The organism is Vibrio mediterranei, from assembly GCF_900088415.1.
Lineage (GTDB): Bacteria > Pseudomonadota > Gammaproteobacteria > Enterobacterales > Vibrionaceae > Vibrio > Vibrio mediterranei.
Genome location: NZ_FLLQ01000017.1, coordinates 1 through 25,932, shown reverse-complemented (window position 1 = coordinate 25,932; position 25,932 = coordinate 1). Strand labels below are relative to the sequence as shown.

Below are 25,932 nucleotides of genomic sequence, written 5' to 3'. Positions count from 1 at the left end.
GAAAACTATAGCGATTCAATCAAAAAAACAAGTTTTGTATAGGTGTTTTCACTGTGATTATTGTTAGATATTTGATCAGAGAAACAGTTAAGAGCCAATTAGCCATCTTTTTAGTGCTCTTTTTAGTGTTTTTCAGTCGTCAATTTATCCAAGTGCTTGCTGATGCTTCCGATGGAGATATTCCTGCTGGTCTGATTATGACTTTAGCGGGTATTAGTATGCCGACAATGGGACTATTGATGTTCCCATTGAGTATTTATATCGGAATCCTAGTTACTTTCGGGCGTTTATACGCAGAAAGTGAAATCACGGTAATGAATGCGACCGGGATAGGTAATAAGTTCCTTATTCGTGCGGCTATGTATTTAGCGGTACTGACCACTTCTCTAGCTGCGTTTAATGCATTCTGGTTAGCCCCTTGGACTCAAGAACAAGAAGTGCAGATTCGTGAACGGCTTGCATCGGAAAACTCGGTGGAGCTTTTGCAAACGGGTAGCTTCCAACGAACCCCTGACGGTTCTTCGGTTGTCTTTATTGACAGCATAAAAGATAAAAAACTAACCAATGTCTTCGTTGCTCAGTTAAATCCAAGAGATTCGGTGTTACCTAGTGTGATATCGGCGAAATCTGGTGATGTAAAAGAGTTAAGTGATGGTCGACAAGTGATTGCGCTCTATGACGGTGTTCGTTATGAAGGGATGCCGACTCGTCTTGAGTATATGGTTACAGAGTTTACCGATTATGAAGGGGTCATTGGGCAGCGCGAAGTCCAACAGCGTGGGCGTTCTTGGATGGCCATACCCACTATGGAGTTATTGGGTAACCCTGATCCTAAAGCGCAAGCCGAGCTCCATTGGCGAATCTCCTTGGTGGTATGTATTCCATTATTAACCATGCTGGTGGTGCCTTTGTCGGCGGTAAACCCAAGGCAAAGCAAGTTTGCCAAAATGGGGCCAGCAATCTTGGCTTACTTCGCTTATTTTATGGCGATCAGTGCAATGAAATCGGCGCTAGAAGATGGGGCTTTTCCGTCGTACATCGGATTATGGCCAGTAAACTTTGCATTGCTGCTTGCCGTGATCGGTGTCAATACTTGGGATACGGTCGGTGTGAGGAAATTCAGAGAGAAACTGCGTCGTAAGCGCATGCAAAGACGAGAGGTAGCTTAGAGCGTGTTTAGAATACTAGACGTCTACGTGGGTAAGACAATCATTACCACGATCATATTAGTGCTCTCGGTTTTCGTTGGCTTATCTGCGGTGATCAAATTTGTCGAACAGCTTCGTTCAGTTGGCGAGGGGAGCTACACCATGCTGTCGGCATTGTACTTTGTGATATTAGGGATGCCGCGTGATATTGAGCTGTTCTTCTCTATGGCTGCGCTACTTGGCTCCTTAGTCGGCTTAGGTATGTTAGCGAGCAGCTCCGAGCTTGTTGTTATGCAAGCTGCCGGGATTTCGAAGCTACGTATTGGTCTTTCAGTACTTAAGACGGCAGTGCCTTTGATGGTGGTAGTGATGGCATTAGGGGAGTGGGGGGCACCAACCACTCAGCAAATGGCTCGCGATTTACGCCTTCAAGCGACATCCGGAGGTAGCATTGTATCGGTTAGGAACGGTGTCTGGGCTCGGGATGCGAACGACTTCATTTTTATCTCTAAGGTCAATGGCGAGTCTGTTGAAGGATTGAATATTTGGCGCTTCGGTGAGAATAAACAGCTCAAGGAAACGGTGTTTGCGGAATCAGCAGATTATCTAGGCGATAATCGTTGGGAGATGCACCGAATTCAAATTACAGACATGAAAAACGATGAGGCATTATCAAAAGAGACGCTCGACAAGCAAGTTTGGGAAACTTCACTGGTGCCTGACAAGCTAGCGATTGTTACTGTGGATCTTAATGAGTTGCCGTTAAGTGGATTGTGGGATTATACCCAATACCTGAAAGACTCTGAACAGGATGCATCTCGTTATGAACTGGCATTTTGGCGTAAAGCGACACAGCCAATTTCAGTCGCGGTAATGATGTTAATGGCACTGTCTTTTGTGTTTGGTCCTTTAAGAAGTGTAACTATGGGTGCGCGTATTCTGTCTGGTGTCATCGCAGGTTTTACGTTCTACATTTCGAGTGAATTCTTTGGGCCAGTTAGCCTTGTATATGGGATGTCGCCGTTGTTTGGTGCCTTAGGGCCTAGTTTGGTGTTTTTAACCATAGCCATGTTGCTTCTGCGCAGAAAACTATAATAAAAAAGGCTCCAACCGGAGCCTTTTTTATTTTGTTTAAGTGAAAGAGAGTTTACTCGAAGCAAATCTCGATAAATGCATCACCCCATTCAGAGGTAAAAGGCATGATGATGATCGCTCCATCGCATTTATGCCTGATGGTATGTCCCTTACCCGAGACAACCACCGGAGTTGCCATATCAAAATCGAAGCCATTCTCAGCTAAAATTCGTTTTGCACCACCAGTGACCATATTGGTGATTTCACCGACCATATCGGTTACTTCTTCATTGAGACCATGTGGTCTCTCGCCGAGCATGTTCTGCATGATTTCGAGAGCAAGACCCTCTTCAAATGTGATCGACATTGAACCACGAGTTTGGTTGCCAACCATCCCGATAAGACCAGATACGTCCCCGCGAGCAATCTCATCTTTCTTAATTCTTGGTTTTAATGGTTTGATTTCCATCGTCGCCATGGTTTTTAGCACATTTATTAAGGAGGCTAAAAACGGGTTTACAAATTCAGCGCGCATAACTTCTTCTATTTATTTTCAACTTCCAATGATGAACACGTCTGACAAATGCCATGAGATTCAATAACGTGATTGGAGAACTGGAAGCCATGTTTTTCAACGTTACTATTCAACAAGGCTATCAGAATATCATCTTGTAGTTCAACGACATTGCCGCACTTATCACAAATCAATAAATGAGAGTAGTGCTTATGCTCACCAAATGAACAGCATGAGATAAAGCTATTAGTAGATTCAACTCTGTGAATAAAACCTTGTTCTAAAAGAAAGTCTAGAGCGCGATACACGGTAGGCGGTTTAGCTTTTGGCTCACTGACTTTGAGCTGTTCTAATAATTCATAAGCACTAGAGGCCTTCTTATTTTCACAAATAAGCTCATAAACAGTTCGGCGCTGAGGAGTGAGTCGCACACCTCTCGCGGAACAGATATCTTCCAATTGTTGTATTAGCTTTTGATTCACATGGTCACCTGTCTTAGCGAAGTCCGACTATTTTATACTAATTCCCCACGTAGATCGTTAGTAGGCTGACTCGAATTTTCGTATTGACCGATTCGTCACTTTATTCTGCTAGTGGCTCTGAACAAAGGGATGAAATATTTTGCAACATCAAAGTTGCCAAGTTGTATATTCACACTGTTGACTATGAGGAGTCGGATACCTACCATGCGCTCATATTTTCACAGGAGAAATATTATGGAAAACGACAGTCGAAGGTGGATTACTAGCTCAAGAGCGCGGATCTTATTGGAGTAATATGGACTAAACATTGTTATCCCCTTCACCTTTTCTCGCTCTCTTAAAATGACGTTGGTTTCTTTCTCTGAAACTCAAACGTTATCTTGTTAGTAACCACCTGAAAATGAATTGTTTTGTCTATTGCTCGAATGGAGCAAGGGATCGTCATATCTAATAAAAAGGTGCGTTATCATGACTATTATTAACACCGTAAACGAATACAACCATCACCAAACCGTTAGCTTCGAGTCCGGCGCGACTCAAGTAGATTTCACTCTTTTTAATCATTGGATTGAAATGCGTGAGATACAAAAGCTTAACCAACATTTTAACGCTGAATACATTCAGCAAACGCTTTGTTTTACTCAGCAATTATCGGCTGAGTCGCTTCAACGTCTTTATTCTCTAGAGGGGTTCGACTATCAGCAAGATATAGAGCGGTTTCTTCAAGCAAGGCATCCCGTTATCCATACTGTTAATTCCGCAGCAATGACAGTGCTTTATCATGATATGTCCGTAGAACAGGCGAAAAAAGCATTGAATAGTCTGTATGTTGAGTTTGCCTGTCTTACTATCGTCGACGATCTGGGACGGTTCGTTGGCTTGATTAAGCTGGATATTTTGTTTAAATCTCAACCTAATTTAAAACTGTCTGAGATTGTACAGCATGCCATCAGCTGTCATTTTAGCGCATCACAAGAACATGCGGTGGCGCTACTCAAACAAAGTCGTTTTGACGTTGTACCAATCTTAAATAGTCAGGGGCTTCCTGTCGGTTTGCTATCGGCTAAATCGGCGATAGATATCGTTACAGAAGAGCAAACTGAAGACATGGAACGATTGATGGGCATTCAGCAAGATGGCCATGTCGGCGACTATATGAGCCTGTCTGTTATGGATCATGTGAGTAAGCGTATTGTTTGGGTAATAGGCCTAGCCATATTGGGTTTGCTATCCGGTATGGTGATCCATAGTTATGAAGATGCAATTGAAGCGTTTACGGTTTTGGCCTTGTACATGCCAATGATAGCGGACTCTGGCGGCAATGCTGGTACGCAGTCTGCGACTGTGATGGTGCGCTCTCTGGCGTTAGGAAGCGTCAAACTTCGTGACTGGTTGTCAGTGTTGTGGAAGGAGACACGCATTGCCATTGTTATTGGTGGTGCACTTGCTGTTATCACCTTGGGGAAAGTGAGTTTACTGTCTTATGGCGTTGAGTTGCCGGCGAATCTGACACTAACCATGTTGGGCTGTGCAATTGGCTTAGCACTCTTCTTCCAAATAGTCTCTTCTACCGTTATTGGCGCTATGCTGCCTATGTTGACTAAACGACTCAACCTTGACCCTGCCGTTGTCGCTAGTCCAGCGATAACCACCATCGTTGATATTGGTGGGCTGCTAATCTATTTCTTCTGTACTACTCGATTACTAGGTTTGTCTTAACCTCAGAGTAGGAGTTGTCATCATGAATATAGAATGGAGAGCGAGCAACGCTATAGTGGTGTCCCAGATGCTACGGGGTGGTGAGGTTGGAACCATAGATATCAAGATCTATATGGATGGCCAACGTTATTCAGTTGCAGATTTCAGTGAGGAGGCAACTGATGATCTGTACCGTTCAATATTCCTCTATCACAACACTGATAGTCTATTAACTGAAGAAGCTCGACTGGAGCTCATCGCTCTGGAAATGGGTCACTGGTGTCCTGCAACTGAAAGTAGACTAGTGGAATGGCTAACGTCGTTCCATACTGCGATACGTGCACGGTGTCTTTCGATTTGTTGTGAGTCTGGATACCCTGGCGTGCCATCTTTGTGTTGGCAGGTGGAGCGGGTAAATTATAAGTTTGCTCTTCTGTTTGAGCGTTGCCCATCGGCGCGCTCATTACATCAACGCTTATTAGTCATCGCATGCCAAGAGCTGTTAAAACTCTATGAAAGGTTGAGAGACAATCATGCAGAGTCGTCATCGCAATCTGTGTTGAACTGTCTTTCTCGACTTTTGTTTGAACGCAACCATATTGCAGGCTGGCGTCCATACGAACAGAGAAAGAAAGCATATCGTGGAACGGGCTACCATGATGAAATCGAGGAGTTTGCCTCTAGTTGGCCGCCTTATCGGCATGAGCACTTGTGTACTCAGCGCCGTGCATCCGTAAACCACCTGATAACCATTGCTTTAAGCAGCATGCTCGCCATGTCAGTCGTGTTAATGTTCAATATTCATTTGATGAAACAGGATGGACATTTGACTTTGAGTCTACTTATATTGATCTGCTTGCTTTATGGTGGGCGTGATGTTGTTAAAGAAGTTCTCAAAGTAAAGATCACCAAGCTGCTTAACAAATTTAATTTCTACCGAAGATATAAATTGATTCGACCTGGAAGTTTTCGAATCATTGGTAAGCGCAAAACTCGGATGCAGTCTCAATTTAGCCCGCATAAAGCATCATCTAGGCTGTGTTTGCAAAAAGCGGAGAGTATATCTGTTGCTAAAAGACTGAGTAAACATTCGATATCGGTGTACTGCGAGACTCAAATATCACTAAACAATTTAGACAAATATCGTAAGACGCAGCATTTTAGAGTGCTGAATCAGCATGGAGAAAGTGAACGTACACCGATACGAGATAATCGTGATTTGCATATTTGTATCCAAATCACTCAATCAAATAGAAACACAATAACAAAATCGTTTCGTTGTAATGATAAGGACAACAGTCGTTGGTTTGAAATAAAACCCGCAAGCTAGCCCGAGGTAGCTGGTGGTCTTTAAAGCGCAGTTAACGGTCGTTAGACATGGCGATATCTGTGTTGGTTAGATGATTAGCTACTTCGCTTTCTTTTTGAAACTCTTCTGCTCTCTGTGTATGATTGGCTGCTTTTTCTTGATGACGATAACCGCTTTATCAGGGAAGCATGGAAAATTCCACGATATTCAAAGCGGATTTGATGGACAAAATTATTAGGTAAAACAATGACCAAGCCAGATAACACAAGTAAATTCCAGTCAAACCGCTTATCCGTTGCGCCCATGCTCGATTGGACAGATCTTGTTGCAACATATTGAATTGATGACACCAAGGGGTACTATAGGGGTACCATAGTCGAAAAGACTAGTTTCAAGTGTAAAGCTGAATTATATTGGGGTTATGAAAACTATAAATGTTACTGAATGGAGTCAGGATGAGCATAGCGGTATTTTCCCTATTGGTGCCAGAGATAAGCAAATGCTTTGGGCACCGGAAGGTGTACCTGCCCCTTTAAGACCTAACTGGCCATATTTATTTAAAGAGTCAATCAGATCATATCCTGATCAGTTTTGGACAGAGATTGTTGCTTTCATTATATCGAAGCACATAGGTGTGAATGTACCTGCTGCGTATCCAGGTGTTAAGAATATTGATGGTGAACTTGTTGGTGGGGCTCTTATAGAGTGGATGTACGAACCTAAAGTATGTAGTTTGGTTCATGCTGGAGACTTCTTAAAGCAAACCATTCCTGATTTTGATACTGACTCAGGTAAACAACATAACTTAAAAGATATGCTCATTCTTTTGAGAGTATTTTCTGCCAGAACAGAGTTAGTTAGCGACATTCACCATTGGCTAGCAGATATGGCATTGTTTGATGCGCTAATTGGCAATACTGATCGCCACCAAGAAAATTGGGGGCTTATTTTTGAACTAGATATCGAAACAAAGGATTCTAAAGTTACACTAAGTCCACTGTACGACAATGGAACTAGCTTAGGGCATGAGAGGTTTCTTCATAAAGTTGCTAGTTGGAACGACGATGCTCTGCTTCGATACATCAATAAAGGCATGCATCATCTTCGTTTTTCGAGAGATGATACTAAAAAAAGAATACCTCTGATTGAACTGGTAACAATTGTTGCTCGTAGAGAGCTTTCAAAACAAAGGATGAACCTCAAATTAGATGGTCTAGACTTAGATCGTATGCTCTCTGAGATAGAGCAACTCACAAAGGTCGATAATGTGACACCACTAAGCAAGGAAAGGTTTGATTGGATTGAGCGAATAGTAAGAACAAGATATAAACTTATCAAAGAAGCGATTACGACATGAATAGCATAGAATACTTATTAGATATCAAAACGTTGTTTTTAACTTGGCAGTCTAGCAACGACCGCAATAAAAGATATCGCGTTGGTACTTTAGCTAAGAAAGGTGATGTCGTTAGCTTTACTTACTTAACTGATTCTGATGATTTTGAAGAAGCCTTGGAAGAGGGCTTTAAAGGCTACCCTGCTTTTAAAATCTCTGGAGAGACGTATACGAATCAAGTATTGGAGACGTTTAAGAAAAGGCTTCCACCTAGCTCACGTAGGGACTTTAAAAAATTTCTTGCTCAGTATCTTTTGCCTGAGGATTTCTATGGTAGTGATTTTCAGCTTATCAGCCACACTGGAATACAACTCCCGAGTGACGGTTTTGACTTAGTTCCAAATTTATCTGAAGCAGAAGTACCCTTCGATTACTTAACAGAAGTAGCGGGGACTCGCTATCATCTTAATTTTGATGATGTATGTGAGTTACCTTTGGGAGTGGAAGTCGATTTAGTATGTGAAGATGACAACCAACATGACTGTAATGCGCTTGCTGTTAGTGTAAAAGGTCAGAAAATTGGTTATGTAAACCGATGGTTGTGTAGTTCACTGAGAGACCTTTTAAATAAAAAGTGTGTCAAAGCTTATGTAGCCAAAAAGTCGGGTACAATAGACAGACCACTAGTTTATTTATTACTCACAGCACGTTAAAAAAAAGGAGCCTATGGCTCCTTTTTTACATTCTCTGCCCTGACCAAACTACCTCACCAATTATTTCAAAATCAGCGCTTTTGATATCCTCTTTTCCGAGCTCCCACGGCTCATAAGCAGTATTATCACTTACTACTTTAATTCCATTAGGTAGAAACTGAAGCCTTTTTACCATCAAACGACCATCATATCTAAAGACATAAATCCCATCATTTGAGAAACCATCTAAGCGATTGACCATCACTATACTTTGGTTTTTAAGCGTTGGTGTCATACTGTCCCCACGAACAGGCATAAGGAAAATATTGTTAGGATTAAAACCAAGCTCTTGTCTGATGAAGCGCTCACTGAAAACCATAGCGCATGATTCTTCTTCTTTTTCTACTAGAGTTCCATGGCCTGCGCTTACTTCAATATCAAAGTACTTTAGCTCTAAGTAACCACGAGGTGTTACGACCCCTCCATTTTGTGACACCTCTCTCGCTTTTATAAATATGTCGTCAGGGATTTTCTCACGACTTTTCCAAGACTGGATCGTCTTAGGAGAAATGCCTAGAACCTTTGCTAAATCTACGTTTTTCGCTGTGTTTGTTAACTTCTTGAGTTCTTCTATTTGTACATCTACCTGCTTCATTGATGCTGCCTTTTGTCTGCAAAAGTATTGCGAACGATAAAATGATCCGCAATAATGCTCCGTGATGATGTTGAAGGTTATTTGAAGTCGTTTGCGGCGACTTAAGTAGCTTCAAGTGTACTACATGGAGGATATATGAATACAAATTTTGCTCTATTAGCACGCTTTGAGAGCCCTACAGTGGAACTCAAGCGAGTTAGCCAAGAGTTCTTTGGCATAACTCCAAAGACGGCGGAACAGCGCGCGAAGGCCTGCGATTTCCCCGTTCCTACATTCAAACTGCGTGATTCAGAGCGCAGCCCATCTTTAATCAAAGTTGAAGACTTGGCCACTTACATTGATAAGCGCCATGAGTCAGCTAAATCCGACTGGCAATCAGTCAACGGGGAGGTTCTATGAATATTCCTATGCACGGAATCAACTTGGATTTCACCCACTCAAGTGAGGCGAAATTACTGCACTCATTAGTTAAAGAGCGTGGTAGTTCCTGCGGTAAAGAACAAGACGAGTTCATTGCTAACTTTGAGATGCTGCTGGTGGAAGCTATCGAACTCATGGAAAGCGTAGAGGCATAGCCATGAGTAAGATAACGACTTTCACACATTCGGGAGAGGTGCTTCGCCTTTCCTCTTTCACTCGTCGCTTTTTTCCTCGCTTACCTAAGTTGGTTAAGGCTGATGTGAAGCGAAAGATTGAGCTACGCATGGAGCGTAAGAATCCTACTCGGGAAAACCTGATCAAAGCTGCTGAGGATGCGGTCAAGTTTGGTTTGAAGCGAGCAGGGTTTATCGAGGATAAGTTCTCGTTTGTAGATAGTCGTGTCAGAGCCAAAGCAGAACCTTTGAGTCACGACATTCTTATGCGTGATGATGCCATTAGTCAGCTTGCTAAAGATTATGCGATAGATTGCGCTGAACTGCTTACAGATAAACAACTTCCTGAAGTTTTCAGTTGCTACCTAGATGCGCTCAAGCACGTGTACGAACTTCAAGCGCTGACTTTACAAGAAATCCATGTCAATGCTCCTCGAATCAACTTCAAGAAAGAAGCTAAGAAGCCAGAAGAACTTGAGCGTGATTTAGAAATTGCAGCTTTGAAGATGCAATCGGAATCTTGGATTGAAGGTCGGCTTTTCCATCTTCGAGAGCAGTACATCGAATACTCACAAATTGCATTGGAACGAGTAGGGGAAGGAAAGCATCAAGCTTCTATGATTAGCGCGATTTCCTTTTCCAACTGGAAACAAAAACAACGCGAAGCCAAGAAGTTCGTCGAAGCAATGGCCGTAATGAATGATGACACAGGAGAAGCGTTTGCGCTTGAAGATGTGATCAAAAGGACTACGGCGAACCCAGAGAATCGACGCATTGAAATGATGGTGCGCTCTCGTGGGTTTGAAGAGCTCGCTCAAGACTTGGGCTATACCGCGCTGTTTGTAACTTGGACGCTGCCAAGTAAATACCACCGAGTATCTAGAAAGTGGAATGGTGCGTCTGTTAAAGAAGGCCATCAAGCTTTAATGCAGAAGTGGGCCGTTGCAAGAGCGTTGATAGCAAAAGAAGACATTGAGTATTTTGGCTTTCGTGTAGCTGAACCTCATAAGGACGCAACGAGCCATTCTCATTACTTCCTTTTTTGTTCACCTCAAGATAAGCAAACCATTATCAACATCTTAAAAGGATGTGCGATATCTGAAGATAGGTCAGAACTCGGGAACGACATTTCTCCTCGCTTTGATGTCAAGGAAGCAGACCCAAAGAAAGGCGGCGCTACTGCTTATATCGCTAAGTACGTTTCCAAGAATATCAATGGCAACCATCTACCAGAAACCGAAGCGGAAGAGTGTGCTTATCGAGCTCGCGCATGGGCTTCAACTCATCGTATTCGACAGTTCCAACAATTTGGCGGAGAGCCAGTTTCGTTATGGCGCAACCTTCGTCGAACTAAACCTGAACAAACTCAAATTGACCTCAAACTTGAGGAGCTTAGACAAGCGGCGGACTCAGCTAAATGGTCGCTGTTTTGTCAATTGGCCGATGGTGCCAGGGTGGAGTACGAGCAACGAGAAAACCAGTATGGCGAAATCAATAAAAAGGTCATTGGATTCTCTTGGTTAGGCCAACTTATCGAAACCGCAAGCGAACGCTACTCCATCGTCAAAAAAACAGATGTGAATCGCGTGCAAAAGGCACGGAGTGCCGCACCTTGGAGCACTGAAAATAACTGTAACTCCACTCTTTCTAAAGCTCTTATGGACGCGACCGGATGGAGCATAGAAGGAGTTCAATGTCTTATCAAACCTCTATCCAAGGGGGCAACTATCACCATAGACCAGTACTGCAAAATCCGTTTGGAACATGGAAAGGTCGTTACCCAATAAACACCATAAAACAACCCAATAAGCACTAATAAAAGGAACATACATATGATTATTAAAGGTCGAATTCAAGATTTAGACGATATTCAGCAAACCTCATTTATGGACAGGAACAGTGGTGAGCTAATTGCTCGCGGTGAGTTCTTACTTTCAGTAAAGAAACCCTCTCAGGTAATCAAAATCAAGGTAAGTCCTGAACATTGGAAGCAGTCAAGTAATGGTAAGAGCTTTCAAGCCTTGGTCGACAAAGACTGTGAATTCTGGATTGAGCAGAAGGAATTTAGTTTCACTCGCCCTGATGGCCAGACCGTTACAGGTTCTAGTAACAACTTGTTCCGTCTTCCTCAAGCTGGTTTGGTGAAGTGATATGCCTTATTGCGTCGTAGCTGAGAAAAGCACAAACGTCTTAAAACTTAGTGGTCAAAAACTCTCTGATTGCGACGCGCTTGTCGTGATATCCGCTAGTGAATATCACACCTATTTAGGAGCTCTGGAGTTGTCATCGAGTGATGTTGCAGGGCTTCTATTTTCGGGCTTTGGGCTCGTAATCTTGGGTTACTTACTTGCTGCTCCAGCTGGTTATGTAGTCCGCTTTATCAACAAACTTTAAAAGGTACATTTTATGAAAAAACTAATGTCTAAGGCTAAAACAGCCGTCCTACTAGCTTCTGTTTCTTTGGCCGCGCCAATGGCATTTGCAGAAGCTTCGACTAGCCCAGTTGATCAAATCAAAGATGCTGTGGTTGGTGCGCTTTCCGGCCTCGCTGCCATTACCACGGTAATCTTAGCGGTTGCACCTGTTGGTATTGGTATTGCAATTGCCTTCAAAGTGTTCGGTAAGTCTAAACAAGCAGTTAACAAAGCATGATCTTCTTGCTTCACGAGTTAGTCACTGCCATCTGGTTTCTGCTAGGTGGCATGATTGCTCTAGCCACAATTCATGGCTTAAAGGGCGGCTGATGCCGCCTTTTTTATAGGTGGATTTTATGAAGCGAAAACTATTAATTCTCGGACTCATTTTGAGTTCGTTCTATGCCGTTGCATCAGCGAGGCTTCAAGTTGCTGAGGCTTTGCTAGCCAGAGAGCGGGCGGTTCAATTTGGCTCCCAAATGTTAAAAGTCGAAACTGCAGTGAAAGCTGTCTCTCCTGTATCTCGCCCGTACTTTGTTACACCGTCAAACGTGTCAATGTCTTCATTTGGAGGTTTCCTTAAGAGTATGTCTACTCAAGAGCCAGTTAAAACTGTATTAGCCGCGCTTGGTTTTGCGGTGTCGGCTGGTAATTGGGAGTGGTCTTCAGACTATAGTGGGGCGCCGAAACAGGGAAGCCTATACTCCGTTCAACTCAGTCAGATGCGTTACACTGGTTATGGTGTTTCTATCCATACGGCTCTTAAAAATACGTTTGCTGAAAATGCTCAGAACTATGGAACAATAGATACAGTCGAGGTTGCTCAAGATAATACTCTTGTTGCTACGACACATAGTGGTTGGCGTTATGTTGGGTCTTGGGTTCATCTTAAATGTGATAGCGCCACTTCGACGGTAGAAAGCTGTGCTCCTGATTATGTTCCAAGTCAGGCTGATAAAACTATTCCGGATGATGCATTTGCGGGGACACTGGCATCAAGGTTCTCCAGTCTTTCTGATACTCAAAAACAAGCTCTGTTTCAGAATGCTGATGGTTCGCTTGCTGACTTGGATTGGCAACCAGAGGCGACAGCAGAACCGACCTTTAGTGATGGTCGCCCCCTTCCGCCAATCGGTGACCCTTTATGGCAATCTGCTCTTGATCATTCTCAAGGGAAAACCGTCCCAGAAGACAAGGCGGCTGACGCTCGTTACTTGGCTGAGACTGTTGCCCAAAATGACTCAACGGTCTTGAATAAGAATGCTAATGGGAGTAGTGGAGGCACTAACCCAAACCCTGATAATAATGTTGACCTTTCCCCTGTTGTTAACGCAATTCAATCGCTCGAATCCAGCAATGCTAACGAACTAAAAGCAATTAAAGAACAACTAAAGGCAAATGCTAAAGCCCCAGATTTAGATAAAGCTGGAGAAGTAAGCTGTCTAGTTGGCTTGAAGTGTCCTTCTTTTGTAGATCTCAAATATGGAGATGGTTTGAAAGGGCTTCTCGATGACTTTAAGACTCAGATTTCAGCGTCAAAGCTACTTCAGTTTCTTGATGATTTTCGAGTTAATGGCAATGGAAACGTTACGCCTCCAGTTTGGATCATTGATTTATCAGCAGTTGACTTTTTAGGTGAAGGGCTAGGGAAACATGATGTGAGTTTACCAAGTTACATTTGGTCTTTCATGCGGGCGTGTCTTTTGTTCGGCACGGTAATGGCCTGTCGCAAAATTATCTTTGGAGGATAAGTCATGTTTGATTGGGTTGTATCTCTTTTTAATACGTTCATCGAGCTTCTCGCTCGCTTAGTCAATTCCTTGGTTGTTTTGCTCACGAACTTAGGGTTAGGGGCTGTTGATGTTCTCCTTACTTTTGTTGTTTCGTTGATTAATGGACTAGGTTCGTTGCTATCTCCAATCGATTTAAAACCGTATATCAAAATGCTACCCACTGAGGCTATCGATATTATGTCGCTGGTGGGTTTTCCCCAAGCAATGACAATGATCATTTCGGCCATATCGGTGCGCTTCCTTCTTCAACTTATTCCATTTGTGAGGTTAGGTTCATAGCATGATTAATCTAATTATGGGGCGGCCGGGTGGAGGTAAAAGCTATGAAGCAGTTGTCTATCATGTGCTGCCTAACATTAAAGATGGTCGCAAGGTCATCACTAACTTACCGTTGAATATTGAGGCACTTGTTGCCGTGTTTGGTGAGGCGGTAAACGAGTTGCTAGAGGTCAAATCTTTTGATTTACACGACTATGGTAACGACAAAAGACCGTTTTCTAGTCCTGATGATTACAAAGATGAATGGAGAAATACTAGGGGACAAGCGCCGCTGTATATCATCGATGAAGCTCATATGATTCTTGGCAATCAAGCCAAAAAAGATCTTCTAGAGTTCTACTCGATGCACCGGCATTTTGGAATCGATATTACTTTGCTAACTCAATCTGATAGGAAGCTTCATCGTGATATTCGTGACATGATTGAGATTGTATATCGATGTATCAAAAACACTGCGCTAGGCTCGAATAAGACTTACACCAAGAAGGTGAAAATGGGCTTACGTGGTGATGTCGTAAATACAGAGCAGCGAACCTACGAGAAGCAATACTTCAAACTCTATCAAAGTCATACTGCGTCCAACACCGCTGTTTCAGAGGCTCAAGCTAAAGATGTGCGTCCAATTTGGCGCTCCAAGATGGCCTATGCGTTATACACGTTTACTATCTTATCGGTCATTGGGTTAATTAACTTACTTAGTAAAGACAATTTGTTGGGTGTACCAGCTGCGCCTGTCGAAGCCGTTCAGATTATAGATACTGGTGAGCAGCCTGAGTATATAGAGAAAGAAGAACCAAAATTGTATGAACATCCTTTAGGAGATTTCAGTTTTTCTATAATCGGGTTTGCCGAATCGTTGGTATATGTGAACAAACAAATTGATCCATCAATGTCTTTACGCGAATACTACTTCCAACTGGTACAGGGCGACTATCAAATGAGCGTGACAACCAGTCAGCTTAGAGAACTTGGTTATCAAGTAGTGCCAATAAACGATTGCTTCGTTCGAATTCAGTTTCAAGGTTTTGAGCAATTGGTTACCTGTAGGTCTCAAGGGGAGAAAACGTTAGAAGGCTTCAATCCGGTAGATAGTGCACTAGGTATTTGACAATGATTTTGAGAGCCCTCAGTTGTTAGTTCTGAGGGCATATGGTTTCTAAAGAATCTGACTTTTTATATCCATGATGGAATAGGATGGCGCACAGTCCACGAAGTACAAAGGTAACCCCGCAGAATTACAAGCTGCTTTTAGGTTTTCGTCTCTTGCTTTTCTATCTGCTCTTTGATGGCTTCTATCGTTCAACTCCACGGCCTTTACAATCTGCATAGTGTTTGGTTGACACAATACAAAGTCGAAGTGCTTCTTAGCGAGAAAGTTAAAGCACTTCATTCTAGTAGAGTTGTTTAGCCCTCTAGCTGGTTTAAGCGTATCAGCAACCCTCACTTTAGACATTACTATGTAGTGCCCACTCACTGCTTGATTAAGTGCGTGATAAAAAGACAGCTCTGCGTTAGTTAGTAGATTTTCGATACGTTCACAGTCAAATGAAGGTTTGCTCGATAGAGCCTCGGTTTTGTGTAGTTGTTCTTCCTGTTGGTTACGTTTGTTGTGTATTAGAAAAATAGTCACAAAAGCAACCGTAACAAGGAGGGAAAGAGCGAGTGCCATGATTTCTCCAAACTCATATGAAATAAAGCACACGATTCTAAGCGGTTAGAGACAACTGAAAGAAATAACGTTTTTACACGAAATGTAATTTTAATGCACTGGTATCTCGCCGCGCAGCGATAAGGCCCTGCACAGAGTTAATGCATTGCGTTGTAGTCAATGGCCGAGACAATGCTCTACTAAAGGTAAGTTGATTAACTTGCACATCCTGCAAAGCGTCTTTTTGGAACAGGGCACTGCCAGCTATCTGAAACAGATTGCCTCAACGAAAATGCGCGGATAAGGGAGGGCCCCGCGTCCCGCGGGAGGGGCCCTTAGGCTGGCGCATTATTCGTACTATTTATAGCTAACAGGATATGGCTCGTATGCACAATAAAGAAGTTGTGTAGTGTATACCTATTGAGGTTATGACTACTTTAGGTTGAGGACTGATTAACAGTTAGGAAGATTCAGAATGAAAATGTCTTTGGTGTGGGCATTACTTTCAAAACGGATGTGAAATGGCTCAGAGTTATAATGGAATAAATGGATACATGTTTAGTTCGACCAGAGAAGAAAAGCCCAAATTGATTTGGGCTTTAAAGATTGTTTGAATTAGTAGAGTGAAGCTAACCACTACTTTACGTTACATGACTTTACGAGTTCAGTGAGATCTTTTACGTAGCTCCCATTTATTGGCTCTACTTTGCTCTTATCAAATACTTCAGTGATAAGTCTTATCTTTATATCTCTTTTTATTTGAATGATCTCCTTATCGGACTTGTGTTCAATATCCAGAGAATCAGAAATTTGTTGAGCTAGAATGCCTGCTTTTAACATAGTCATTTTTTCGTTGTTGAGAGATACGATTTGTTTGACCAAAAAAAACAGGACGCCAGACAAAGCGCCAATAACTAGTGCTGTTGCTGTCATTAAAGGTAGGCGGCTGAGTAAAATATCCCAAGAGCTTGCATTTAAAAGCACTAACCTTGAAAGCAGGTCTTTAAAGCTTTCCGCATTCATATATAGGTAGGTTACGAAGCTACATAGGGCTATCAATACTGCTGTTGCCAACAAGTAATAACCAAAAAGTTGAGCTTTGGCTTCGTTGGTGTGCTCGATAGACTCGTAATTTGATAGTGACTTTTGTTTCCTTGCTTCAGACAATTCTTGTCTGATCGTTGTTAACTCGTTTTTGTCTGCAAGAAGGTTTTCTGTAATCAATACATGAGCTTTCTTATCTTGATCGTATTGTTTAGTGAGTTCTTTTGAGCGCTCTTCTAGCTCTTGAATTTTGATATTTCCAGAATCTATGGATTCTTGAATTTCATTAGCTAGTTTAGTCATTGAAGAGGCGTTTTCTTGTAAACTACTGAGTCTAGATTCTAAGGTTGCTTTCTGCTGATTGAGAAAGTGTAGGTCATTTTGGGTTGATTCAAGTCGAGTAGAACCCTCCTTAATTAAATCTCGAGCTCTATTGATGGTATCTTGCCACGCTAATGTCGCTTCTGTTCCAGAGTTTTTCAGCTTTAAATAAGCGTCCTGAAGATTTATTACGTGCTCTTTGTCCTTAATGATGTTTCGTAAAGACGCAGCTTTCAAGGATTCAAATCGACATTTTTTAGGTAGTATCAGGCCCGTAACATAGTCATGTACGTCAAATGTTGTTACTTCTTTAGGGCGTTGTCCTATTAAGTTGTTCGCAAGCCCTTGCTTATAAGAGGATATTATCTTGCTGGTTACCTTTTTCTCCACATGACCATAAGAAATCAATCGTACAATTTTAGCGGCTTCTGATGCTTTAAGCTCACTCAAAGATATCTCAGCAACCAACATAGGTTCATTGAACAAGACAACATGTTCACCAGATAAGGCGGATAATTCATAATTCGAGGTTGAAAGGAGCTCCATTACCGGCTTGAATTCTTTCTCATTGGTAGGTTCAAAATGCTCACTATATAGTAAAAGAGAAGAATTTCGTTTATAAGTTATATAGAAGGCATCTAATGCATCTTGATAGTTACTTACAGCCGCATCAGCTTGCTTAATACTTGGCTCAGGTAAGTTTGCCGTGAAAAAACTTTCGTCACTGTTTTCAATCTGTTCGTCTTCCACTTGATAGCCTTATTCATATGTGGTTTTTTTCATATAATACAGGCTTTTGGGGTTGCTAGCATATCTCAACTATTACTATGTGATCGAGACTAAGAACCCCAAGACTGAATGGCATCTTATTGATTAAGTACTTTTTTATGGAGTTGGTGAGGAAATAACTGCGTATATACTTGCCATAAGATGTTTAAGTTTCGGTGGCCGGTAACTTGAGCAACTTCTTCAATAGAGTAGCCTTTCTCAAACAACCTACTTGCGCCTTCACGTCTGAGGTCATGATAACGTAAATCCTCAATTCCAAGTCGATTTCTCACTCTTTGAAAACCTGCGGTAACACTTCGCGAGTTAAAGGGGAAAATTAGATTGCTTTCTTTTGGTTGGCGCATAGCAATATTAAAAGACTCTGCCAATAGCGGTACGATCATGTGATTACCGTGTTTTTTACGTGGATCCTTACGGTCACGAACAAGAACAGTTTTATGTTCCTCGTTAATATCTTCCCAACGAAGAGCACAAATTTCACCAACTCGCATACACGTTAAAATACTAAACTCAAGAATATCAACAAACGGGATAGGAGGTTGACCAGTAGCTCTGGAATTCTGGCGCTCAATTAGCCCCTGCTTTAAGGCTTCAAGTTCTTCATGAGTAGGTCTGCGGGTACGTTTCTCACTTTTGCCTACAAGCTGCATATCTGTGAGCACGGGCACTGCTTCATCAAAAATTTGATAATTAGCTTCAATATTAAATACAGGCTTAGCCTTTTTCATCACAGAACGAAGATATGCAATATCATGATAAATCGTTGCAGGTTTTGCTCCTGCACTACGACGGTTTTTACAGTGTTGGATTAGGTCACTCGTTTTTAGCTCATTGGTATCTATCTGCGCAATATCGCAATCTCTTAGCATCTCGATGACATAGCGTTTGGTACGTCCTGTGTTATTCCATAAATCCTTATCTGCCATGAACTTATCGAGGAGTACCGAAAGGGGGACTGTTTTGGTACTATTTACGCCGTTCAATTCAATGTCGGATAGGCGGTTCTTACCGTAGGTACGAGCGTGCTCTTTCTTTTTGAAAGTCTTTGACTCTCTGTGTATGATTGCCTGCTTTTTCTTGACGATGATTGTTGCTTTATAGCGGAATTCACCGTTTTTAAGTTGCCGCTTTTCGATTGAGAGTGAAGCCATTCCATCGTCCTACTCTTTGAGGGGTACTGTAAGGGGTACTATAGGACGAAATTTGGGAAAATTCCACGATATTCAAAGCGGATTTGATGGGTAAAATTATTAGGTAAAACAATGACCAAGCCAGATAACACAAGTAAATTCCAATCAAACCGCTTATCCGTTGCGCCCATGCTCGATTGGACAGATAGACATTGCCGTTACTTCCATCGTCTATTGTCATCGCAAACGCTGTTGTATACCGAAATGGTAACGACAGGTGCGATTATCCACGGTAAAGGTGATTTTCTTGCGTATAACGAAGAAGAACACCCGGTAGCGTTACAGTTAGGTGGGTCTAATCCGGCGGACTTAGCGACGTGTGCAAAGCTTGCCGCGGAACGTGGATATGATGAAATCAACCTCAATGTGGGTTGTCCTTCGGATCGTGTTCAAAATGGTCGTTTTGGTGCTTGTTTAATGGCGGAGCCAGAGTTGGTGGCGGAGTGTGTCGCGGCGATGAAAGAAGTTGTTGATGTTCCAGTAACGGTGAAAACACGTATTGGCATTGACGATCAGGATTCTTATGAGTTTCTGACGCGATTCGTCTCTCTTGTCTCAGAAAAGGTGGGATGTGAACAATTTACTATTCACGCGCGTAAAGCTTGGTTAAGCGGCTTGAGTCCAAAAGAAAACCGAGAGATTCCACCACTGGATTACCCACGTGCTTATCAAATTAAGAAAGATTTCCCTCATTTACAGATCGCAGTGAATGGTGGAGTGAAGACCCTTGAAGAGTCTCTCGAACACCTGAAGCATTTAGATGGTGTCATGATAGGCCGTGAAGCGTATCAAAACCCTTATATTCTTGCGCAAGTTGACCAACTAATCTTTGGGCTTGATACTCCAGTGAAAAAGCGCAAGCAGGTTGTGGAAGAGATGTATCCATACATTGAGCGACAGTTAGCGAACGGTTCGTATCTTGGTCATATCTCTCGTCATATGATTGGTCTATTTCAGGCGATGCCTGGTGCGAGGCAGTGGCGTCGTTACATTAGTGAAAATGCTCATAAGAAGGGTGCCGGCATTGAGGTACTCGAAACTGCATTAGCGAAAATACCTGCGGAACTTGACGTGTAAGATACCAACTTATTGGTCAATAATACCAACTCCTATTGTGCTCAGTGCCAATAGGAGTTTTTGTTTTTTGTAAGTGTATGATTTATAATGTTTATAATAGTTGGAACAGTTCCTGCAATACCAAAGTTAAGTCGTTAATGAAGTCACAAGCACGTAGGAGGTGTTATGTTTGAACTGATTTTCGTATTGGTATTTTTGGCTACACTGGTAATGACAGGCGTAACAGTGATGACAGTAACGCTGGCTGTGGTTGTTTCGTTTGGTGTGATGTTTATGTTGGGAATGGTCGGCATCGTCTTCAATTTACTCCCGTATATTATCGCTTTCCTTATTGCGATTTGGTTGTATAAGAAAGTAGTAGCACCATCAAGTTAACAAAATAGCAACAAATATCCCTGCGGATTAAGGCGTAATTGCTATAGTTAGTGTATGGCACTAGGTACAGTAGCTACGCCGAGATTTCTGGAGGGAAACATGACAATGACTGAGTTAAAGCACCTATACCATCAGAACTTGTTAGCTGAGGCGATCATAGAACCGTCTTCTTCTGATGAAGGTTGGATTGTTGAGTTTCGCCACAAGCAGGGCGGTTTTCTTATGTTAACTGATATTCATGGTGCTGAATGTCAGTATAACGATCTTGATAAAGCGTCTAAGTCTGCCTTGGCCGTTGGCTTTACTGAGGTTCGAATTGAAGCTAAGTAATCCTCTCTCTTCTTCCAAAAAGTTATAAAACATTCATATCTATTCTTTCTTGTTATTAAGGTGGTTGGTTAATCTATCGTCACGCAATGATTAGGGATGTCGTGACAATGTCTTCAAATGTAAAACAGTCATCAAATGGCAACATACAACCACAAGAGCTACCTAATGTAGCTGCACCATTAAATGACCAACAGATCTCACAACTTCAACAAGCTTCGAGTAATTTATCTTCTAACCAACTTGCTTGGGTGAGCGGATACTTTTGGGGATTGAGTCAAGCACAAGCTCCTACCCAACTCACCCCTGTAGCCAGTGCAGTAAATACAGCCACGGCTTCTGTACCTGCTGGAAAACTGTCAATTATCTTTGCTTCACAAACTGGTAACGCGAAAGGTGTTGCGGAAGAATTGAAAGAAGAAGCAAGTACTTTAGGTATCGATGTAGAGCTGTTTGATGCGAGTGACTACAAAGGTAAAAACCTAGCAAAAGAAACGCACGTTATTATCGTCGCCTCGACTAATGGAGAAGGTGAAGCGCCTGATAACGCTATTGAGCTGCATGAATTTCTGCAGTCCAAAAAAGCCCCTAAACTTCCAAACTTAAAATATGGTGTGATTGGTTTAGGTGATTCAAGTTACGAGTTCTTCTGCCAAACAGGTAAAGACTTTGATTCTTTCTTAGCTAAGCTGGGGGCAACCTCATTTATCGACCGAATTGACTGTGATGTCGACTATGATGCACCAGCTGAAGAGTGGCGTGCGAATGCTCTGGAAAAAATAAAAGCTGACCTCGCATCTCAAGCTGCAGAGGTTGTAACACTACCGGTTGCTAATAATACCGCTGCGGTAACCTATACCAAAAAGAACCCATACACTGCGACGTTACTGACTAGTCAAAAAATCACCGGACGTGACTCTGGCAAGGATGTTCGTCATATCGAAATAGATTTAGAAGGCTCAGGTCTCACTTACCAGCCAGGCGATGCTCTTGGTGTATGGTTTGAAAACAATAGCCAGTTGGTTGACGCGCTTCTAGCTCAAGCTGGTTTGTCTGGCATCGAAAGTGTCGATGTTGACGGTGAAAGCCTATCCCTTCGTTCTGCGCTGATTCGCCACTATGAAATTACTGCTGCAAACCCTCAATTAGTTAGCCAGTACGCTGAACTCTCCAACAGCAAAAAGCTGCTTAAGTTAGCCGAAGACAAAGATAAGCTGCGAGAGTACGCGGGACGTACTCAGGTATTAGACGTATTTAAAGAGAAGAAAACCAAACTTGAAGCATCACAATTACTGTCATTGCTACGCCGTCTAACTCCTCGCCTTTACTCTATTGCTTCTAGTCAAGAAGAAGTGGATGAAGAAGTACATCTTACAGTTGGGCTAGTAGAGTATTCTACTGGTGAGGAGAGTCGCTACGGTGGTGCTTCTTACTTCCTGTCTCGTGATCTAGAAGAAGGCGCAGAAGTAAAAGTGTTTGTAGAACACAACAACAACTTTAAGTTGCCAGAAAATGGAAATACCCCAGTTATTATGATCGGCCCAGGCACAGGTATTGCGCCATTCAGAAGCTTTATTCAACAGCGTGATAATCAAGGTGATAGTGGTAAAAACTGGCTGTTTTTTGGTGACCGTACCTTCACACAAGATTTCCTTTACCAAGTTGAATGGCAAAAATACCTTAAGTCGGGTGTCTTAAGCCGTTTAGATGTGGCGTTTAGCCGAGATCAACATGAGAAAGTCTATGTACAACACCGCCTACTAGAGCAAGGTGAACAAGTGTGGCAATGGCTTGAAGAGGGGGCACATATCTATGTGTGTGGTGATGCGAACCATATGGCTAAGGATGTACACAATGCACTGTTAGAGATTACTAAGGTGCATGGTGGAAAATCACCGGAACAAGCTGAGGAGTTTGTCAGCGAATTAAGAAAAGCAAAACGTTATCAGAAGGATGTGTACTAATGAGCAAGCAATCAGTGACTATTCAAGAAGTATTAGGTCAAGAATTAGGACCACTATCTGATAACGAACGCCTAAAGCGAGAAAGTAACCTGCTTCGCGGTACGATCGAAACAGATCTACAAGATCAAATAACGGGTGGTTTTACAGCGGATAACTTCCAGTTGATACGATTCCATGGCATGTATCAGCAAGACGACCGTGATATTCGGAACGAGCGAGCTAAACAAAAGCTCGAACCTCTACATAACGTAATGCTACGAGCAAGAATGCCTGGTGGAGTTATAACGCCGAAACAGTGGCTTGCCATAGATAAGTTTGCAACAGAGCATTCTCTTTATGGCAGTATCCGTCTGACTACTCGTCAAACGTTCCAATTCCACGGTGTACTGAAGCCAAATATAAAGTTGATGCACCAAACACTGAACTCCATTGGTATTGATTCAATTGCCACTGCTGGAGATGTGAACCGAAATGTCTTGTGTACGACTAACCCTGTTGAGTCTGAGTTACATCAAGAAGCGTATGAGTGGGCGACTAAAATCAGTGAACACTTACTACCCAAGACTAAAGCCTATGCTGAGATCTGGTTGAACGGTGAAAAAGTAGAAACAACGCAAGAAGATGAACCTATTCTAGGCAAGAACTATTTACCTCGTAAGTTCAAAACCACCGTAGTGATACCACCGCAAAATGATGTGGATGTTCACGCTAATGACTTGAACTTTGTTGCTATCGCAGAAGAGGGCAAGCTTGTCGGCTTTAATGTGCTGGTGGGTGGCGGATTAGCGATGACACATGGTGACACCAGTACTTATCCAAGAAGAGCAGATGATTTCGGTTTTGTACCGCTTGATAAAACGCTTGAAGTGGCTGCTGCAGTAGTGGCGACACAAAGAGATTGGGGTAACCGCTCTAACCGTAAAAATGCCAAAACCAAATATACGTTGGATCGTGTAGGTATTGATGTCTTTAAAGCCGAAGTAGAAAAGCGCGCCGGCATCAAGTTTGAGCAAAGTAAACCATATGAGTTCACAGAGCGTGGCGACAGGATTGGTTGGGTTGAAGGTATTGATGGTAAACACCATCTAACACTCTTTATTGAAAATGGACGTCTACTGGATTTTCCGGATAAACCTTTAAAGAGCGGCGTCGCAAAGATCGCTGAAATTCATAAAGGCGATTTTCGAATGACGGCCAACCAAAACCTTATTGTGGCTAAAGTATCCAAGTCGAATAAAACCAAGATAGAAAAGATAGCCCGTGAACACGGCTTGATGGATGACACAGTATCAGAACAGCGCAAAAACTCGATGGCGTGTGTTGCTTTCCCTACGTGTCCTCTTGCGATGGCAGAGGCTGAACGTTTTCTACCAAGCTTTGTTACTGATGTGGAATCTATCTTGGATAAACATCAGATCAATAAAGAAGAAAGCATTATCTTACGAGTCACTGGATGTCCTAATGGTTGCGGACGTGCAATGTTGGCTGAAATAGGGCTGGTTGGTAAAGCGCCGGGTCGTTATAACTTGCATTTAGGTGGTAACAAAGCAGGTACTCGTGTTCCTAAAATGTATAAAGAGAACATCACCGAAGCGCAAATCCTAGAGGATATCGATTCGTTAGTTGGTCAGTGGGCAGAACAACGAGAAACAGGTGAGGCCTTTGGAGACTTTGTCATTCGAGCGGGCATCATTCAAGAAGTGAAAGTATCGAAAAGGGACTTCTATGCTTAAACTCCAAGAACATTCAACATTGAAAGATTTACTTTCGCTTACCAAAACCGAACAGATCCTAAAACTGGCGGAGCTTAATGCAGAGTTGGAACAGCTCAATGCAGAGCAAAGAGTTCGATGGGCGTTTGAAAATTTACCTGGACAGCATATCTTGAGCTCGAGTTTTGGTATGCAGGCTGCGGTTATGCTTCATTTGGTTAGTCAGGTTCGTTCAGAAACCCCGATAGTGTTAACAGATACGGGGTACTTATTTCCTGAAACCTATCAATTTATTGATGCGCTTAAGGAGAAGTTAAACTTAAACCTACATATATATAAAGCAGAGTTGTCGCCGCAATGGCAAGAGGCAAGGTACGGAAAGCTGTGGGAACAAGGTCTTGAGGGAATCAAACGTTACAACCAAATGAATAAAGTGGAGCCGATGAGGAGAGCTTTAGAGGATTTGGGTGTTCAGACTTGGTTTTCAGGATTGAGAAGAGAGCAGTCGGAGAGTCGAGCTAACTTGCCCGTACTAGCGATTCAAAATGGCAGATTCAAGTTTCTTCCCATTATAGATTGGAGTGACGACCAGATTGACACTTATTTATCGGAACATGGCTTGAGTTACCATCCGTTGAAAGACCAAGGGTATCTTTCTATTGGTGATACTCATTCGACGGAAAAGTGGAAGCCAGGAATGAAGATAGAAGAAACTCGCTTTAACGGCTTAAAACGAGAATGTGGTTTACATGAAGATGACGTCGAACAAGATGGTTCAGGAATCTAGAGTAAATCGGTTATTAAAAAGGAGGGGAAACCCTCCTTTTTTAATAACTCTGTGGATAACTTGTAATTAAAATAAGGATAAAGTGGGATAAATAAAGCTTTGAATGAAAAAGAAACGCTTAGTCGTTATTTTTGTATTTTTTCCTAAAAAACGCTTGCCAATGTGATCCGGATCTCTATAATGCGTCCTCACTGACACGGCAGAGCCCACAAGGGTTCAAGGCAAGAGTCAGTAAGGCGTCCAGCTGATAAGATGGTCTTCTAGTTAGATTTGAAAAAATCAAAAATAATTAGAAAAAAGTGTTTGACACTGAGAATCATCTCGCTAGAATAGCCGCCTCTTCAAACGGAAAGCGAAACGCAGAGTTCTGAAGAGAATGTTCTTTAACAATATAAACCTATCAATCTGTGTGGGCACTCGTTGATGATAATCAAATTGGATACTTCGGTATCAAATTAGGTTTTCAATGAACTGAGTGACCAATCAAGTCGAAAGACTTGGCACAGTCAATTCATTATCGTTCTGTTGGAACGATAATAGCTTTAGATTACTAAGGTAGTTTAAAGTCAGTATTCATTGAGCCGACAAAATCTTAAATTGAAGAGTTTGATCATGGCTCAGATTGAACGCTGGCGGCAGGCCTAACACATGCAAGTCGAGCGGAAACGAGTTAACTGACCCTTCGGGTGACGTTAACGGCGTCGAGCGGCG

At 42.4% G+C, this 25,932-nt stretch carries 27 protein-coding genes and 1 rRNA gene; 22 read left to right on the top strand and 6 right to left on the bottom strand.

The features are described 5' to 3' along the window. The first annotated feature begins 53 nt into the window (after nucleotides 1-53). Both lptF and lptG read left to right on the top strand, forming a co-directional pair. Nucleotides 54-1,169: an LPS export ABC transporter permease LptF gene (gene lptF, locus VME0621_RS25315; protein WP_062463484.1), complete on the top strand. Its 1,116-nt coding sequence runs from the start codon at nucleotides 54-56 to the stop codon at nucleotides 1,167-1,169. Between the two features lie 3 nt (nucleotides 1,170-1,172). Then, entirely contained in the window at nucleotides 1,173-2,243 is a 1,071-nt protein-coding gene (gene lptG, locus VME0621_RS25310) for an LPS export ABC transporter permease LptG (protein ID WP_006073195.1), read from the top strand. A gap of 52 nt (nucleotides 2,244-2,295) precedes the next feature. Here the strand turns inward: lptG and VME0621_RS25305 are convergent, their stop codons facing one another. Together VME0621_RS25305 and zur are read right to left on the bottom strand one after the other, a co-directional pair. Next, nucleotides 2,296-2,757, bottom strand: coding sequence for a chemotaxis protein CheX (locus tag VME0621_RS25305; protein ID WP_062463488.1), 462 nt, complete (start codon nucleotides 2,755-2,757; stop codon nucleotides 2,296-2,298). Nucleotides 2,758-2,765: 8 nt separating this feature from the next. Beyond that, nucleotides 2,766-3,218, bottom strand: a complete 453-nt coding sequence (gene zur, locus VME0621_RS25300; protein ID WP_006073191.1) for a zinc uptake transcriptional repressor Zur — start codon at nucleotides 3,216-3,218, stop codon at nucleotides 2,766-2,768. A gap of 468 nt (nucleotides 3,219-3,686) precedes the next feature. Between zur and VME0621_RS25295 the strand changes: the two genes are divergently transcribed. The 4 genes from VME0621_RS25295 (at nucleotide 3,687) to VME0621_RS25280 (ending at nucleotide 8,274) form a co-directional block, all read left to right on the top strand. Beyond that, nucleotides 3,687-4,937: a magnesium transporter gene (locus VME0621_RS25295; protein WP_062463491.1), complete on the top strand. Its 1,251-nt coding sequence runs from the start codon at nucleotides 3,687-3,689 to the stop codon at nucleotides 4,935-4,937. Nucleotides 4,938-4,959: 22 nt separating this feature from the next. After that, entirely contained in the window at nucleotides 4,960-6,246 is a 1,287-nt protein-coding gene (locus tag VME0621_RS25290) for a hypothetical protein (protein ID WP_062463495.1), read from the top strand. 400 nt (nucleotides 6,247-6,646) lie between these two features. Next, nucleotides 6,647-7,582, top strand: a complete 936-nt coding sequence (locus VME0621_RS25285) for a HipA domain-containing protein (protein ID WP_062463498.1) — start codon at nucleotides 6,647-6,649, stop codon at nucleotides 7,580-7,582. Continuing rightward, nucleotides 7,579-8,274, top strand: a complete 696-nt coding sequence (locus VME0621_RS25280; RefSeq protein WP_062463501.1) for an HIRAN domain-containing protein — start codon at nucleotides 7,579-7,581, stop codon at nucleotides 8,272-8,274. Before VME0621_RS25285 ends, VME0621_RS25280 begins: the two co-directional genes overlap by 4 nt. Before the next feature lie 25 nt (nucleotides 8,275-8,299). On the opposite strand, the gene VME0621_RS25275 is transcribed toward VME0621_RS25280, so the two are convergent. Continuing rightward, complete coding sequence (locus VME0621_RS25275; RefSeq protein WP_062463504.1) at nucleotides 8,300-8,908, bottom strand: S24 family peptidase; 609 nt, start codon at nucleotides 8,906-8,908, stop codon at nucleotides 8,300-8,302. 135 nt (nucleotides 8,909-9,043) lie between these two features. Between VME0621_RS25275 and VME0621_RS25270 the strand changes: the two genes are divergently transcribed. From VME0621_RS25270 to VME0621_RS25230, 9 genes are all read left to right on the top strand, one after another. Further along, nucleotides 9,044-9,307, top strand: a complete 264-nt coding sequence (locus VME0621_RS25270; RefSeq protein WP_062463509.1) for a pyocin activator PrtN family protein — start codon at nucleotides 9,044-9,046, stop codon at nucleotides 9,305-9,307. Beyond that, nucleotides 9,304-9,483, top strand: a complete 180-nt coding sequence (locus VME0621_RS25265; RefSeq protein ID WP_062463511.1) for a hypothetical protein — start codon at nucleotides 9,304-9,306, stop codon at nucleotides 9,481-9,483. Before VME0621_RS25270 ends, VME0621_RS25265 begins: the two co-directional genes overlap by 4 nt. A 2-nt stretch (nucleotides 9,484-9,485) precedes the next feature. Next, on the top strand, nucleotides 9,486-11,288 hold the full coding sequence (locus VME0621_RS25260) for a replication endonuclease (protein ID WP_062463513.1): 1,803 nt from the start codon (nucleotides 9,486-9,488) through the stop codon (nucleotides 11,286-11,288). A 45-nt stretch (nucleotides 11,289-11,333) separates the two neighbouring features. Further along, on the top strand, nucleotides 11,334-11,651 hold the full coding sequence (locus tag VME0621_RS25255) for a hypothetical protein (protein ID WP_062463516.1): 318 nt from the start codon (nucleotides 11,334-11,336) through the stop codon (nucleotides 11,649-11,651). Nucleotide 11,652: 1 nt separating this feature from the next. Then, a complete protein-coding gene (locus VME0621_RS25250) occupies nucleotides 11,653-11,895 on the top strand; it encodes a hypothetical protein (protein ID WP_062463518.1) in 243 nt (80 codons plus the stop codon). A gap of 12 nt (nucleotides 11,896-11,907) precedes the next feature. Next, nucleotides 11,908-12,153, top strand: coding sequence for a hypothetical protein (locus tag VME0621_RS25245; RefSeq protein ID WP_062463521.1), 246 nt, complete (start codon nucleotides 11,908-11,910; stop codon nucleotides 12,151-12,153). Nucleotides 12,154-12,271: 118 nt separating this feature from the next. Continuing rightward, on the top strand, nucleotides 12,272-13,666 hold the full coding sequence (locus tag VME0621_RS25240) for a hypothetical protein (protein ID WP_062463524.1): 1,395 nt from the start codon (nucleotides 12,272-12,274) through the stop codon (nucleotides 13,664-13,666). 3 nt (nucleotides 13,667-13,669) lie between these two features. Continuing rightward, nucleotides 13,670-13,987, top strand: a complete 318-nt coding sequence (locus tag VME0621_RS25235; protein ID WP_062463527.1) for a DUF2523 family protein — start codon at nucleotides 13,670-13,672, stop codon at nucleotides 13,985-13,987. Between the two features lies 1 nt (nucleotide 13,988). After that, nucleotides 13,989-15,095: a zonular occludens toxin domain-containing protein gene (locus VME0621_RS25230; protein ID WP_062463530.1), complete on the top strand. Its 1,107-nt coding sequence runs from the start codon at nucleotides 13,989-13,991 to the stop codon at nucleotides 15,093-15,095. Between the two features lie 48 nt (nucleotides 15,096-15,143). Here the strand turns inward: VME0621_RS25230 and VME0621_RS25225 are convergent, their stop codons facing one another. The 3 genes from VME0621_RS25225 to VME0621_RS25215 form a co-directional block, all read right to left on the bottom strand. Further along, on the bottom strand, nucleotides 15,144-15,656 hold the full coding sequence (locus VME0621_RS25225; RefSeq protein ID WP_062463533.1) for a DUF2726 domain-containing protein: 513 nt from the start codon (nucleotides 15,654-15,656) through the stop codon (nucleotides 15,144-15,146). 615 nt (nucleotides 15,657-16,271) lie between these two features. Then, complete coding sequence (locus VME0621_RS25220; protein WP_062463535.1) at nucleotides 16,272-17,750, bottom strand: hypothetical protein; 1,479 nt, start codon at nucleotides 17,748-17,750, stop codon at nucleotides 16,272-16,274. A gap of 116 nt (nucleotides 17,751-17,866) precedes the next feature. Then, nucleotides 17,867-18,940 carry a tyrosine-type recombinase/integrase gene (locus tag VME0621_RS25215; protein WP_062463538.1) on the bottom strand — a complete coding sequence of 358 codons (1,074 nt, stop codon included), beginning with the start codon at nucleotides 18,938-18,940 and terminating at the stop codon, nucleotides 17,867-17,869. 111 nt (nucleotides 18,941-19,051) lie between these two features. On the opposite strand from VME0621_RS25215, the gene dusA reads away from it, so the two are divergent. The 7 genes from dusA to VME0621_RS25180 all read left to right on the top strand — a co-directional run. Continuing rightward, entirely contained in the window at nucleotides 19,052-20,056 is a 1,005-nt protein-coding gene (gene dusA, locus VME0621_RS25210) for a tRNA dihydrouridine(20/20a) synthase DusA (protein ID WP_082795582.1), read from the top strand. Nucleotides 20,057-20,221: 165 nt separating this feature from the next. Further along, a complete protein-coding gene (locus tag VME0621_RS25205; protein ID WP_006073098.1) occupies nucleotides 20,222-20,431 on the top strand; it encodes an envelope stress response protein PspG in 210 nt (69 codons plus the stop codon). 99 nt (nucleotides 20,432-20,530) lie between these two features. Next, entirely contained in the window at nucleotides 20,531-20,761 is a 231-nt protein-coding gene (locus VME0621_RS25200; protein ID WP_031495170.1) for a hypothetical protein, read from the top strand. An 86-nt stretch (nucleotides 20,762-20,847) separates the two neighbouring features. After that, nucleotides 20,848-22,722 carry an assimilatory sulfite reductase (NADPH) flavoprotein subunit gene (locus tag VME0621_RS25195; protein ID WP_172427931.1) on the top strand — a complete coding sequence of 625 codons (1,875 nt, stop codon included), beginning with the start codon at nucleotides 20,848-20,850 and terminating at the stop codon, nucleotides 22,720-22,722. After that, nucleotides 22,722-24,455: an assimilatory sulfite reductase (NADPH) hemoprotein subunit gene (cysI, locus tag VME0621_RS25190; protein ID WP_062463544.1), complete on the top strand. Its 1,734-nt coding sequence runs from the start codon at nucleotides 22,722-22,724 to the stop codon at nucleotides 24,453-24,455. The genes VME0621_RS25195 and cysI overlap by 1 nt, the downstream gene beginning before the upstream one ends. Next, nucleotides 24,448-25,221, top strand: a complete 774-nt coding sequence (locus VME0621_RS25185) for a phosphoadenylyl-sulfate reductase (RefSeq protein WP_062463549.1) — start codon at nucleotides 24,448-24,450, stop codon at nucleotides 25,219-25,221. The genes cysI and VME0621_RS25185 overlap by 8 nt, the downstream gene beginning before the upstream one ends. 594 nt (nucleotides 25,222-25,815) lie before the next feature. After that, nucleotides 25,816-25,932: ribosomal RNA gene (locus tag VME0621_RS25180) — 16S ribosomal RNA — on the top strand; the annotation flags it as partial.